Annotated in this window: 16 protein-coding genes; 4 read left to right on the forward strand and 12 right to left on the reverse strand. The window is 62.3% G+C overall.

The features are described from left to right. Window positions 1–29 precede the first annotated feature (29 nt). A complete protein-coding gene (locus ACK3R5_RS10615) occupies window positions 30–671 on the forward strand; it encodes a dienelactone hydrolase family protein (protein ID WP_411966931.1) in 642 nt (213 codons plus the stop codon). Between the two features lie 31 nt (window positions 672–702). Here the strand turns inward: ACK3R5_RS10615 and ACK3R5_RS10620 are convergent, their stop codons facing one another. The 3 genes from ACK3R5_RS10620 to ACK3R5_RS10630 all read right to left on the reverse strand — a co-directional run bounded on the left by ACK3R5_RS10620 (window position 703) and on the right by ACK3R5_RS10630 (window position 2,148). Continuing rightward, window positions 703–858 (reverse strand): hypothetical protein, encoded by a 156-nt coding sequence (locus tag ACK3R5_RS10620; protein WP_411966932.1) that lies wholly within the window; start codon window positions 856–858, stop codon window positions 703–705. A 170-nt stretch (window positions 859–1,028) separates the two neighbouring features. After that, entirely contained in the window at window positions 1,029–1,844 is an 816-nt protein-coding gene (locus ACK3R5_RS10625; protein WP_411966933.1) for an arsenite methyltransferase, read from the reverse strand. After that, window positions 1,837–2,148 (reverse strand): ArsR/SmtB family transcription factor, encoded by a 312-nt coding sequence (locus ACK3R5_RS10630; RefSeq protein WP_411966934.1) that lies wholly within the window; start codon window positions 2,146–2,148, stop codon window positions 1,837–1,839. The genes ACK3R5_RS10625 and ACK3R5_RS10630 overlap by 8 nt, the downstream gene beginning before the upstream one ends. 254 nt (window positions 2,149–2,402) lie before the next feature. Between ACK3R5_RS10630 and ACK3R5_RS10635 the strand changes: the two genes are divergently transcribed. Beyond that, entirely contained in the window at window positions 2,403–3,035 is a 633-nt protein-coding gene (locus ACK3R5_RS10635; protein WP_411966935.1) for a DsbA family protein, read from the forward strand. 151 nt (window positions 3,036–3,186) lie between these two features. Here the strand turns inward: ACK3R5_RS10635 and ACK3R5_RS10640 are convergent, their stop codons facing one another. The 3 genes from ACK3R5_RS10640 to ACK3R5_RS10650 form a co-directional block, all read right to left on the reverse strand. Further along, window positions 3,187–3,618 (reverse strand): hypothetical protein, encoded by a 432-nt coding sequence (locus ACK3R5_RS10640; protein ID WP_411964033.1) that lies wholly within the window; start codon window positions 3,616–3,618, stop codon window positions 3,187–3,189. Between the two features lie 83 nt (window positions 3,619–3,701). Further along, window positions 3,702–4,637 (reverse strand): oxidoreductase, encoded by a 936-nt coding sequence (locus ACK3R5_RS10645; protein WP_411966936.1) that lies wholly within the window; start codon window positions 4,635–4,637, stop codon window positions 3,702–3,704. A gap of 60 nt (window positions 4,638–4,697) precedes the next feature. After that, entirely contained in the window at window positions 4,698–5,615 is a 918-nt protein-coding gene (locus tag ACK3R5_RS10650) for an isoaspartyl peptidase/L-asparaginase (protein WP_411966937.1), read from the reverse strand. A gap of 122 nt (window positions 5,616–5,737) precedes the next feature. Between ACK3R5_RS10650 and icd the strand changes: the two genes are divergently transcribed. Next, the gene (icd, locus tag ACK3R5_RS10655; RefSeq protein WP_411964036.1) at window positions 5,738–6,991 is read left to right on the forward strand and encodes an isocitrate dehydrogenase (NADP(+)); all 1,254 of its coding nucleotides are present in this window, start codon (window positions 5,738–5,740) and stop codon (window positions 6,989–6,991) included. A gap of 124 nt (window positions 6,992–7,115) precedes the next feature. Here icd and ACK3R5_RS10660 read toward each other — a convergent pair whose 3' ends face one another. The 3 genes from ACK3R5_RS10660 to ACK3R5_RS10670 form a co-directional block, all read right to left on the reverse strand. Next, window positions 7,116–7,550: a hypothetical protein gene (locus ACK3R5_RS10660; RefSeq protein ID WP_411964037.1), complete on the reverse strand. Its 435-nt coding sequence runs from the start codon at window positions 7,548–7,550 to the stop codon at window positions 7,116–7,118. Between the two features lie 170 nt (window positions 7,551–7,720). Further along, window positions 7,721–8,257, reverse strand: a complete 537-nt coding sequence (locus tag ACK3R5_RS10665) for a hypothetical protein (RefSeq protein ID WP_411966938.1) — start codon at window positions 8,255–8,257, stop codon at window positions 7,721–7,723. Window positions 8,258–8,466: 209 nt separating this feature from the next. Further along, a complete protein-coding gene (locus tag ACK3R5_RS10670; protein ID WP_411966939.1) occupies window positions 8,467–8,811 on the reverse strand; it encodes a cupin domain-containing protein in 345 nt (114 codons plus the stop codon). A 104-nt stretch (window positions 8,812–8,915) separates the two neighbouring features. Between ACK3R5_RS10670 and ACK3R5_RS10675 the strand changes: the two genes are divergently transcribed. Continuing rightward, complete coding sequence (locus ACK3R5_RS10675; protein WP_411966940.1) at window positions 8,916–9,455, forward strand: DUF5817 domain-containing protein; 540 nt, start codon at window positions 8,916–8,918, stop codon at window positions 9,453–9,455. Between the two features lie 44 nt (window positions 9,456–9,499). Here the strand turns inward: ACK3R5_RS10675 and ACK3R5_RS10680 are convergent, their stop codons facing one another. The 3 genes from ACK3R5_RS10680 to ACK3R5_RS10690 form a co-directional block, all read right to left on the reverse strand. Beyond that, window positions 9,500–9,649, reverse strand: coding sequence for a hypothetical protein (locus ACK3R5_RS10680; protein WP_411964041.1), 150 nt, complete (start codon window positions 9,647–9,649; stop codon window positions 9,500–9,502). A gap of 224 nt (window positions 9,650–9,873) precedes the next feature. Beyond that, entirely contained in the window at window positions 9,874–10,665 is a 792-nt protein-coding gene (locus tag ACK3R5_RS10685) for an alpha/beta fold hydrolase (RefSeq protein ID WP_411966941.1), read from the reverse strand. Between the two features lie 45 nt (window positions 10,666–10,710). Then, window positions 10,711–11,604, reverse strand: coding sequence for a CPBP family intramembrane glutamic endopeptidase (locus ACK3R5_RS10690; RefSeq protein WP_411966942.1), 894 nt, complete (start codon window positions 11,602–11,604; stop codon window positions 10,711–10,713). Window positions 11,605–11,675: the final 71 nt, after the last annotated feature.

The following is an 11,675-nucleotide window of genomic DNA, read 5'->3' on the forward strand; positions in this document are numbered from 1 at the left end:
ATAAGTCCTCGGTTGCCGTATCTGTTCGTATGGCTGACACGACAACCGAACCCGTCACGATACCCGCCGACGGGGTCGAACTCGAAGGTGACCTCGGGATGCCAACAGGTGCCCAGGGCCTCGTCGTCTTCGCACACGGCAGTGGGAGTAGTCGAAAGAGTCCGCGGAACAACTACGTCGCGGAGGTCATTCGCGAACGAGGCGTCGGGACGCTCTTGTTCGACCTCTTGACCGAGGAAGAAGACGAGCGGTACGAGACGCGGTTCGACATCCCGCTTTTGGTCGAGCGTCTGCTCGCCGCGACCGAATGGCTTCGTGGCCGACCGGAGACGAGCGACGTAAAAATCGGCTACTTCGGGTCGAGTACGGGTGCGGCGGCGGCACTACTCGCCGCGGCGGAACTGGGTGACGAGACGGATGCCGTCGTCTCTCGCGGCGGGCGCGTCGACCTCGCAGAAGACCGCCTCGCCGACGTCTCCGCACCGACGCTGTTCGTCGTCGGCGGTGCCGACGAACCCGTCCTCAGCCTGAACCGTGATGCGTTCGAAAAACTCGACTGCGAGAAGTCACTGGAGGTTATTCCGGGTGCCGGCCACCTCTTCGAAGGTGCGGGCGAGTTGGAGGACGTGGCCGAACTCGCTGCCGACTGGTTCGAGACGCATCTCGGGTGACGGTGTCGTCCCGTCGTGTCTGGCCCCTTCCTCACCGGGAGAACTTGAGGTCCTTCGCCGGGTCTTCGACGACGACCCACCAGCGAACGTCCTTCTTCGGGTGACGCCGTTCGACGTGTTCGTTTAGCTGTTCTCCGGTGTCGAAGTCGTTCCCACAGAGGTTACAGCGGTGGTGTCGCTTGGCCATACGTACACCTACGTCATCTAACACGATTAACTTAGCCGGATGCTGTCGAACCGACGCCAATCGTCAGTCGGCAGAGGGAGAAACGGTCGTAGGTAGAGGGCCGAATCGTCGTGCAGTGGAGGGCCGAATCGTCGCGCAGTGGAGGGCCGCTTTGGAGGTGTCAACGGGGGTCAGTGCGCCGGTTTCGTCGCTTCGATGGTCGCCGAGACGACGTACTCGCTCACGTCGCGTTCGTCGTCCCACTCGCGGATGAACTCCTCGCTGTCCTCTTTTGGCTCGATAGCGACGTCTTCGAACCCGGAGTCGTCCAGCATCGATTCGAGGTCAGAGACTGTCGATGCCCCGGCGATGCAGGAGGCGACGGAGGTGGGGTCTGCGTGGATATCCGAGGGGAGGGCCGTGGTCAGCACGACGTCGGAGATAGCGACTCTCCCGCCGGGGCGAAGCACGCGGAACGCTTCGTCGAACACCTGCGGTTTGTCCGGCGAGAGATTCACGACGCAGTTCGAGATGACCAGGTCGACGGTTTCGTCGGCGACCGGAAGATGTTCGATTTCGCCGAGTCGGAACTCCACGTTCCCGCCGTCGTGGTCAGACGCGTTCTCGCGGGCCTTCTCGACCATCTCCGGCGTCATATCGACGCCGATGACGTGGCCACCCTCGCCGACTTCGTTCGCCGCGAGGAAGCAGTCGAACCCTGCACCGGACCCCAAATCGAGCACCGTCTCACCGCCTTCGAGGCTCGCGAGTGCAGTCGGATTCCCACACCCGAGGCCGAGATTCGCACCGGCCGGGACACCGTCGAGTTCCGCGTCAGAGTAGCCCATCTTGCGCGACTGGTCGTCGTGGTCCGTCCGCTCTCCGTCGTCGCTACAACGGGACGACGAGTCGGCCGCGATGTCGCTGTATCGCTCCCTGACTGCTTTCCGCTGTTCTGCCGGAGTGGGGCCGTCTGTGTCGGCCGGTGTGGGCGTGTCGTTACTCATCGTCGGACGTTCGGGTTCCGTCGAGGACGGAGAGGAGTCGGTTTGCTTCGTCTGTGGTCGAGTAGTATCGCCAGCGGCCTTCCTTGCGGCGCGTCACGAGTCCGGCCGAGTAGAGTCGAGAGAGCGCCTGGCTGACCGCGCCTTGACTCACACCGAGTGCTGGTTCGAGTTGGCAACCACAGACGCCGTCGTCGTATTCGGCGACGAGGCGGAGGGCCTCGTATCGAGTTTCGCTCCCGAGGGCCGTCAGCATCTGCACGTCGGCAGCGAGTTCGTCGTCGGTCAGGCCGTGCTCGGCAGGCACACAACACGGTGACTGCTGAGACGACGCCGACGTACTGCCTGTGTTCTCTGGGGACATTTTAGCAATTACTAATATTAGGATACACTAATATAGATTTACCGGTGGTCCTGGATTCTGACGATAGATGGACTCGACGTTCGAAATTCGAGCGTCTCGGCGGTCTAATCCCCGAACGAATCCGTCTCGACTGTCGTCGTACGCGGGTGAGAGTTCGTACCCAATCATTTTTGTAATCGAGTCCAGAACGAATTCCCATGAGTGAGGACGGAGACGAACGAATTACGGTCTACTCGGATTACGTGTGCCCCTTCTGTTACCTCGGACGGCAGTCTCTCTCGCGGTATCAGGAGAACAGAGACGAGGAACTCGACATCGACTGGCGCCCGTTCGACCTGCGGAGTCAGAAGCGACGCTCCGACGGGAGCATCGACTTCTCGGTAGACGACGGGAAAGACGACGACTACTACGAGCAGGCGAAGCAGGGCGTCCGTCGCCTCCAGGACCGGTACGACGTCGAGATGAAACAGGAGATTGCGACAGACGTCGACTCACTCCCAGCGCAAGTCGTCTCGTACTACCTGAAGGAACACACCGACTACGAGACGTGGCTCGCGTTCGACGAATCGGTCTTCGAGGCGCTCTGGCAGGATGGAAAAGATATCGGTGACACGGAACTGCTGGTCGAACTCGCCGAGTCCGTGGGCGTGGACGGCGACGAAGTCGAATCGGCGCTGGACGACGAGACGCTCCGAACCGAGATTCGAGAGCAGTTTGCCGAGGCGCAGAAACACGGCGTCACGGGCGTTCCGACGTTCGCCTACGAGGGGTATGCTGCTCGGGGGGCAGTCCCGCCAGAGCAGTTAGAACGACTCGTCGACGGCACCTGAGAGCGACCTGACGACACGTCGGGCGTCCACTGGCAGACGTCGCCACGTCTCGGCGCTGGTGGACGCGCCGTGTCCGACCGTTTTCCGGCGAGAACCCCACCGTATGTCAGTTAGCCGCGAAAAGTCGTTATCCGAGACTCGAAACGGAGACTCACTCGGTGAGTCGGTTCTCCAGCATCCGGCGAATTGCGACTTCCATCTCTTCGAACTCGGAGAGTTCGAGTTGGTCCGTGGTGACGATGACGCCGTGGTCACCGGCGACGACGCGCCCGACGAACCCGCCGGAGAACACTCGGAGGGTGAATTCGTACTCTCCGAAGTCGGGGTTCCCCCCGGCGGCGTCGTCGCTCCGGGCGTACTTTTCCTGTGGCCCGAACCCGGTTCGTTCGCTCTCGACGAGCGCTGCCTTGGCCGCGTGCATCTCGTCTTCGTCGCCGTAGAGGTCCTGTCTGACGTAGAACACCTCGAAATCGTCGCGGGTGAAGTAGATGACGCTCCGGAGCGAGTCACCGAGCGTCGTTCGAGAAGAGGAGACGATTGCCTCCGTGAAGTCGTCGGTTACGTCGATAGTCGTACTCGTCATGTCTCCTCATAGCACTCGGCAGTATTTGGACATCTCGGCGAATCGACCCGCCGAGAACCGAGAATATCCGCTTTGGCAGAGGGTTACGCGAGTCGGAATCGCGTGCCCGTCAACTCCTCTGAAACCGCCCACAGTCGCTTCGCGGTTTCTGGGTCTCGCGCTCGCCGACTCGGTTCTGCCGGCCCCGGATGCCCACGCATGTCGAAGAGGCCCTGCGGGCCGACGTACGACCCGCTTTCGACAGACGGTTCCGCCGCAGCGTAGAGCAGTGGCAGTGCGCCCATCGCCGCCGACTGGGCGAAGACGGCGTTCGCGACTTTGCTCAGGAGTAGCCGAGGCGTGGACCCAGACTCGCGCGGACCTCTGAACTGGAGGTTCGTGGCGGCGTATCCGGGGTGTGTGCCGACGCTCGACACGTCGTCGATGCCCGACGCAGTCAGTCTGCGGTCCAGTTCGAACGCGAACAGCAGGTTCGCGAGTTTGCTCTGTGCGTAGGCACCCCACTCCTCGTACCGCTGTTCTCCTTGCAAGTCGTCGAAGTCCATCCTCCCGCGCTCGTGGACTCCACTCGATACGGTGACGATGCGCGTCTCACCCGGTGTGTCGCGGAGCAAGGGAAACAGCAGTGCGCTCAACGCGAAGTGTCCGAGGTGGTTGACGCCGAACTGCATCTCGAACCCCTGTGCCGTCTCCTGCCGCGGAATCGCCATCACACCCGCGTTGTTTAGGAGGACGTGAAGCGACCCGAATTCGGCCGTGAACTCGTCCGCAAACCGGTGGACTGAATCGAGGTCAGCGAGGTCGAGTTCCACGAGCGAGAGCGATGCCGCATCCAACTCACTCCGAATCTCGGCCATCGCCGACTCGCCCCTGTCGAGACTCCGACAGGCCATGACGACGTGCGCACCCCTCGCCGCGAACCTCTTCGACGCCTCGAACCCGATGCCGCTGTTCGCACCCGTGACGACGACTGTTTGTCCGGACAGGTCGGGGACGTCGTCCGCAGTCCACTCACTCATACACACCGAGACGGACCGACACTGAAAGAACGTACTGGCGACTCCGAGTCCGTGCGCCGACTATCGAGACGCCGTGCTCGTCTGCATCCCGTCGGAGTTGAACGCCGACCCGAATCCCTCGTCGTCGAGGAGGATGACCCCGGCGGACGACCCGGTGAGTTCGCCGAACTCGTCGATAGCGAGTTCGGCGGCAGTCTGTGCGTCACAGCCACGTTCGAGATGACGAACTGCACGGCGAGCGAGCGTCACGCGGGCGATGTCTTCGCCAGCGCCCGTCGTCGACGCCGCACCGGCAGGGGCGGCGTAGAATCCAGACCCGACCTGCGGGACGTCACCGACGCGACCAGCGAGCGCGAACCACCGGCCACCTGTCGACGTCGCCGACGCGAACGTCTCGCCGTCCGTCGCGACGGCACCGACCGTATCGTGGCCGGGAAGGCGAACGTCGTGTGCACCGAGATACCCATCACTCGCCTCCGCCGTCGGGTCGCTCGTACTTCCCCCGAACCGGTCGGCCAACCAGTCGAGATGTTCGCGTGGCGTGCCGTCGGGTGCCTCCGCCGCGTTCCAGCGCGTTCGGGTTTCGTCGGTAAAGAGGTCCACACCGGTTTCGACACCCACGTCGGCCGCGAACTCGACTGCCGGGTCGCCCCCCAACAGGACGTGCGGCGTCTTTTCGAGGACGGCACGGGCGACGGAGACGGCGTGTTCGACGCCGGCCATCCCCGACGCGGCACCGACAGACCGGTCGCTCGTCATCACACCGGCGTCGGTGCGGACGACGCCGTCGGACTGGACGGCACCGCCGACACCCGCGTTGAACCGGCGGTTCGATTCGAGCGCTCGGACCGCAGTTTCGACCGCCGATAGCGGGTCGGATTCGGCGACACCGTCGGCCGCCGCCTCGTCGAGCACTGCTTGTCTCGGTTCTGGTTCGTCGGGGACACCACCTGCGCCGCCGTGGACGATAATCCGCATACGTTGGCTCACTCGGAGGGTGTGGGTAAACGTATCGACGGGCATCGAAAGTCGGTGATTTTTGCAGTACGAGCGGGAGAACGGCAGGACTTTTACACCGCAATGAAAACCCCTGATTGTTCATGAGTTACGACCAGATCGAGGTTCCTGAAGACGGCGAGAAAATCACGTTCGAGGACGGCGAACTCTCTGTCCCGGACAACCCGATTATCCCGATCATCCACGGCGACGGAATCGGAACTGACGTCGGTCCTGCTGCACAGAAGGTTCTCAACGCTGCTGCCGAAGCAACCGGTCGCTCTGTATCTTGGATGCGTGTCTACGCCGGCGCGTCCGCCCGCGACAAATACGACGAGAACCTCCCCGAAGACACCGTCAGCGCAATTCGCGACCACCGCGTCGCCATCAAAGGCCCGCTCACGACGCCCGTCGGTGCAGGCTTCCGCTCGCTGAACGTCGCGCTCCGCAAGAAGCTCGACCTCTACGCCAACGTCCGCCCGACCTACCACCTCGACGGCGTCCCGTCGCCCGTCAAGAACCCCTCGGCGATGGACATGGTCACGTTCCGCGAGAACACCGAAGACGTCTACGCCGGCATCGAGTGGGAAGCCGGTACCGACGAAGTCCAGCAGGTCAAGGAGTTCGTCGAAGACGAGATGGGCTTCGACAGCGTCATCCACGACGGTCCGGTCGGCATCGGCATCAAGCCCATCACCGAGTTCGGGACGAAGCGTCTCGTCCGCGAAGCAATCGAGTACGCCCTCGAAAACGACCGCGACTCCGTCACCCTCGTCCACAAGGGGAACATCATGAAGTTCACCGAGGGTGCCTTCCGTGACTGGGGCTACGAACTCGCAGCAGAGGAGTTCGGCGACGTCACCATCACCGAAGACGAACTCTGGGAGGAGTACGACGGCGAGAAGCCCGAGGACAAGGTTGTCGTCAAGGACCGCATCGCCGACAACATGCTCCAGCAGCTCCTCACCCGTACCGCCGACTACGAGGTCATCGCCACGATGAACCTCAACGGCGACTACATGTCCGACGCCGCCGGTGCCCAAATCGGTGGCCTCGGCATCGCACCCGGTGGTAACTTCGGTGAAGGTCTCTGTCTCGCAGAACCCGTCCACGGTTCCGCACCCAAGTACGCCGGTCAGGACAAGGTCAACCCGACTGCGATGATTCTCTCCGGCCGCATCATGTTCGAGTACATGGGCTGGAAGGACGCCGGCAAACTCATCCGTGACGCCGTCGAGAAGACCATCTCCGAGGGCGACGTGACGTACGACCTCCACCGTCAGATCGAAGGCGGCACCAAACTCGCCACCAGCGAGTACGCCGACAAGGTCGTCGAGAATATTCAGGAACTCTCGTAGAGAGCTTCTCTAACTCGCGCGGTGTAACCGCGCGAATATTCAGGAACTGGCGTAAGCCGGTCCAATTCGAATCACGCCGCTTCGACTGCCAATTTCTCTCTTCTTTCGCACTACGAGTCCCGATTCAGCGTCGCAGGCGACTCCACAGGGGTCGAACGACACCGAAGACGACTGCACCGGCGGTGTCGGCGACGATGTCGGCCCACGTATCTTCGAGATAGTACGCCGTCGTCCAATCGACCCAGAAGTCGGTGAAGAGTCGTTCGTACACTTCGAACCACGTGCCGATGGCGGCGACGGCCATCGGGAGGACGACGAGCAACGCCACGGGTGACCGCAACAGTCGTGGATTGAAGACGTACAGGAGGGCGGCGACGCCGAATCCGGAGGCGGCGTGGACGAACAGGTCCCACCACCAAATCTTCGTATAGAGGAAGAAGAACATGCTCGCGAAGTGGGTGAACGTGACGACGCCACCCCACACCACCACGACGGACATCTCCCGCGGGCGCTCTTGCCACCGCGGCACGACCATCTGGTCCCACGTCCGTTTCAGCATGTGCGACGGTGAATGTGGGGTACAGCGAGTGCAGTGCGTCCTGTCCGTCCGTGACAGCGGGTGCCGAGCGTTCCCATACGGAAGTGAAGGGTGAACTGTAATATGTACGTTATTGCCAGCGAGAAACAGATCAGGAGTTAATTTAACTCCAACCTACCGGGGATGTGCGGTTAGCGTCGTGGGAGAGTGTCGTCGTCTTCGAATCGCGTTTCGTCTTCGTCGCCGGTGCGGTCACCGCCGTCCGAACGGATGCGCGACGGGTGTGACGGCAGACGTGAGTCGCTCGACACGTCCGTCGACGCCGTCCGTAGTCGGGTGACCCCGTCGAGGGCGACGAGGAATCCGAGCGCACCGACGACGTCGACGACGAGGTCAGTCGCGGTGTCTTCGGCGTAGTACGCCGCCGACCACCCGTACCAGAAGTCCTTGAACAGGTACTCGTACACTTCGAATCCTGCGCCGATAGCGAGGATGATGGTCGCGACGACGACCGGTGCGCGAGCGCCATCGTACACTCGCGGGAAGACGACGAAGAGGACGCCGGCGACGCCGAATCCGGACAGCGAGTGGGTGAGCAGGTCCCACCACCAGATTCTCGTGTAGATACCGTACTCGAGACCGCCGAAGTGGAGCGCACTCACGAAAACCGCCCACAGGCCGACGAAGGCCCAGACCCGCGGGTCACGGGCGAGGTCGAGTCGGTTCATAGACGCCTGTGAACCGCTTTTTGTGTGGGGTCGGTCGGCAGACCGTGCGCTGGCCATAGCTGATATACGCGGGGGGAGGGCATAGTTAATGACTTCCGTCACTCCAATAGTTATAACCTATTGATAAATGCTTTCTCCTCTGATGTCACGACGGAGTGGGTTTTCTGGCCGTCGTTCCTGCACCCGGTGGACCGCATCGGACAGCCCCGTCAGTCAAGCCACGGCGGGTTGTCGCGGGGCGGCGAGAACACGTCGATTCCGACGACGGTTTCGTCACCGCGGTTCTCTGCGCCGTGAGATTCCCCACCAGCGAGTGAGTAGGAGTCGCCCGGGCCGACGACGATTTCTTCACCGTCGTCGCCGACGACGAAGGTTAGTTCGCCGGCGACGATGTACCCGACCTGTTCGTGAGGGTGGTCGTGGACGGGTACCGACGCACCCGGTTCGATACGGAAGTGTTGGACGTTCATCTCGTCCCCACCCGCGAGGAGTGCGAGATACACGTCGTCTGCTGCCTCGGCCGGTTCGACGTCGTCGATGGAGATTCGGTCCATGGTGACAGGCCACTCGCTGCCGAGATAAAACCGACGGGCCCGGCAGGTTCGAATCGCCTCTGTAGCCCCGAACGTTCAAACCGGATGGCGAGCAACTCACCTGCATGTACGCGGTTGTCGGGTGTACCGACTGTGGGAACCTATGGTTGCTCTCAGACCCTCGTGAGTCGAAGACGGCGACCTGTTCGCGGTGCGGGCGGCGACACCAGACGAAGAAACTCCGGCGGTTCTTCGAGTCTGAAGACCGAGATGCCGCGAGACAGGCACGCTCGGCGCTCTTGGCGAAGAAACACGGAGATAGTGAGGCGTTCGCGCAGGTGGAACACGTCGCCGAACTCGACCGGCAGGTAGACGAGTCCGGCATCGACGACAGGGAGTACCTCGAAGGGTCGGGCCTCGACGCCGACGAGGTGTTCGACGCCGGCGAACAGGCGAGGCGTGGCCGCGCGTCGTCGTCGGGGTCCGTCGACAGACTGACGGCCATCAAAGACGCGATACGGGACGGTGACCGGCCGACCGAAGACGAAGTCGTCGCTGCTGCGAGCGAGCAGGGAGTTCCGGCCGAGAAGGCGCGTGACCTGCTGGAAAAACTCCGCCGTCGCGGCGAAGTCTCCGAGTCAGGCGGTCGATATCGACTGCTCTAACGCGATGGCCGTCTGCCGGGCGCGGCCTGTTGGGCCGCGCTCACTCAGAGGAACCCGAGTAACTTGGCGATAGTGAGCGCCGAGGCGACGACGCCCAGTCCCAACTTCAGGAGTCGCAAGACGAGGGTGAGACGCTGTACATCGTCGTGGTCGTCGTCCGGTTCGGGGTCGATACTGGAGGTGGGTACGGACATGGGTTGGAGTGGAGTGTGGACACGCCCGCAGGTGCTCTCCTGACGGACGCTCGTGGATATACCAGTGAGAACGGATTAAAATCGAGCCACGGGTGCAGGGTGAAAGTAAACGCTGCTTTCTCACAGCAGTATCGGCCACGTTCGTGCGCTCGAAGGTGTCGTGAGTCGAGACTCCACTGTTCGCACACAGCGAAAGTAGACACGGAGTGGCCGACTCTCGGCCCTTAGCTCGACTCCCGGAGGAAGGCGAGCACCTCGTCGACGAACAGGTCCGGGGCGGTGTTCATCGCGGCGTGTGCGTGCCCGTCGAAGACGACGACCCGGTTGTTCGGAAGCACGGTTCGAAGTTCCTCGATTGCGACTTTGAGGTACGGTGCGCTCTCGCTTCCGGACAACAGCAACGTCGGGGTGGTCAAGTCTTCGAACCGAGTTGGGTCGAACTCGTACCGAGTGGGTGCGAGGACTTCTCGGATGACGGTGTTGACCGCGGCCACACGGTTGGGCCAGTTCGGTGCCCCACGGAGTGCGTCGAGTTCCGCTGGTGGGACGCTCGCAACGGTACGGAAGAACAGTACGAGCGCGGCTTCGGCCTTCCCGTCGTCGTACAACGCCTCCATCTCGGTGACGACGTCTTCGGTCTCTGGATAGGAATCATCGACTGAAATCGGCGGTTCGTACAGTACGAGTTTGCTGAGGTTGTCCGTTCGGAGGGCCGCCTCTAGCGAGCAGAGCGCCCCGTACGAGTGACCGAGGAGAATCACCGGTTCAGCAATCGAGTCGACGACTGCGGCCACGTCTTCGAACTCACGTTCCAACGCGTAGTCGGTGGCGTCACCGCTCTCACCGCGTCCCCGGCGGTCGATTGCATAGACCGTGTTGTGTTCTTCGAGGGGGGAGCGAACGACGTCCCACCGCGTGTGGTCGGCGGACGTCCCGTGGACGAGCACCAGTGGCGGTCCGTGCCCGGTTCGTTCGTAGGCAATCTGGGTACCGTCCACCGAAGAGATGGTCTCCATACTCTTCGAGGCTATAACTAGGTCGTCAGCCCACGTTAGCATTGCTTACGCGTTGTGTGCCTCCCGTTCGACTACCGAGGGCGGCTGGGGCACCTCGTCCGAACTGGTCAGCGTCTGCGACCCCCAGACGACCACGAGAACGACGACCAACCCGACCCACGACACAGTCGAGATTGCGTCCGCACGCGGTGTGAGCGCGATTATCTCGCCCGTGAAGTTGACCATCCCGTGCAGGACGATGATGGCGAGGATGCTACGGGATGTGTTGTTGAACACCCACGTGAACACGCCCGAGAGACCGACGACGCCAACCATGAACGACCAGAATTCGAGCGTCCCGACGCCGAGTCCTGCCTGATACGTCCCGTCGACGAAGAACAGGGGAAGGTGCCAGATTGCCCAGACGACGCCGAGGAGGACACCGGCGGTCAGTGCGGACCACTTCGTCTGTAACCGGTCGAGTACGTACCCCCGCCAGCCTAACTCTTCGACGAACGGTGGGAGAGTCGCGAAGAACACCGCTGGTAATATCGCGAGCGGACTCACCGCGAAACCTCGAACGCCCTCGCTCCACGTCGCTCCAGTTCCGCCGAGGAGGAGGTCCACCGCCGCCCCGACGAGACTCATCACGAGGGGGAGCAGCATGATGACGGCGAACCACTTGAGACTGATTCGATTGACGTTCGTGAGTCGATTCCAGAAATCTCTCCGCCCTTGTTCGTCGTAGACGAGGTAGGTAAAGCCGATACCGGCGATACCTGGACCAGCGAGTCCCGCCAATAGCAGGAGGACGCCCACGGCGCTGTCCATCGAGATGCCGAGTGCGATGGCCGCCACCCAGAAGGACCACGTAAGCAGGAACGTGACGCCGAAGAACGCCACCGGACTCGCTACGAAGGAAGTCCGTACACTCGGTTGGATGTTAGCTGTCTCTCCCATAGTTCACCCAACTAATGGCTATGAAATATCTTGACCAGCTCACACGGTTCTCAAATAACGGGTTTCAACAC

It is taken from the genome of Haloferax sp. YSSS75, assembly GCF_046764215.1.
Classification (GTDB): domain Archaea; phylum Halobacteriota; class Halobacteria; order Halobacteriales; family Haloferacaceae; genus Haloferax.

Bases quoted from the DNA above. Each gene is read 5' to 3' on its own strand.
- ACK3R5_RS10615 (WP_411966931.1), top strand. From the start codon at position 30: ATGGCTGACACGACAACCGAACCCGTCACGATACCCGCCGACGGGGTC.
- ACK3R5_RS10620 (WP_411966932.1), bottom strand. From the start codon at position 858: ATGGCCAAGCGACACCACCGCTGTAACCTCTGTGGGAACGACTTCGAC.
- ACK3R5_RS10625 (WP_411966933.1), bottom strand. From the start codon at position 1,844: ATGAGTAACGACACGCCCACACCGGCCGACACAGACGGCCCCACTCCG.
- ACK3R5_RS10635 (WP_411966935.1), top strand. From the start codon at position 2,403: ATGAGTGAGGACGGAGACGAACGAATTACGGTCTACTCGGATTACGTG.
- ACK3R5_RS10640 (WP_411964033.1), bottom strand. From the start codon at position 3,618: ATGACGAGTACGACTATCGACGTAACCGACGACTTCACGGAGGCAATC.
- ACK3R5_RS10645 (WP_411966936.1), bottom strand. From the start codon at position 4,637: ATGAGTGAGTGGACTGCGGACGACGTCCCCGACCTGTCCGGACAAACA.
- ACK3R5_RS10650 (WP_411966937.1), bottom strand. From the start codon at position 5,615: ATGCGGATTATCGTCCACGGCGGCGCAGGTGGTGTCCCCGACGAACCA.
- icd (WP_411964036.1), top strand. From the start codon at position 5,738: ATGAGTTACGACCAGATCGAGGTTCCTGAAGACGGCGAGAAAATCACG.
- ACK3R5_RS10660 (WP_411964037.1), bottom strand. From the start codon at position 7,550: ATGCTGAAACGGACGTGGGACCAGATGGTCGTGCCGCGGTGGCAAGAG.
- ACK3R5_RS10665 (WP_411966938.1), bottom strand. From the start codon at position 8,257: ATGAACCGACTCGACCTCGCCCGTGACCCGCGGGTCTGGGCCTTCGTC.
- ACK3R5_RS10670 (WP_411966939.1), bottom strand. From the start codon at position 8,811: ATGGACCGAATCTCCATCGACGACGTCGAACCGGCCGAGGCAGCAGAC.
- ACK3R5_RS10675 (WP_411966940.1), top strand. From the start codon at position 8,916: ATGTACGCGGTTGTCGGGTGTACCGACTGTGGGAACCTATGGTTGCTC.
- ACK3R5_RS10680 (WP_411964041.1), bottom strand. From the start codon at position 9,649: ATGTCCGTACCCACCTCCAGTATCGACCCCGAACCGGACGACGACCAC.
- ACK3R5_RS10685 (WP_411966941.1), bottom strand. From the start codon at position 10,665: ATGGAGACCATCTCTTCGGTGGACGGTACCCAGATTGCCTACGAACGA.
- ACK3R5_RS10690 (WP_411966942.1), bottom strand. From the start codon at position 11,604: ATGGGAGAGACAGCTAACATCCAACCGAGTGTACGGACTTCCTTCGTA.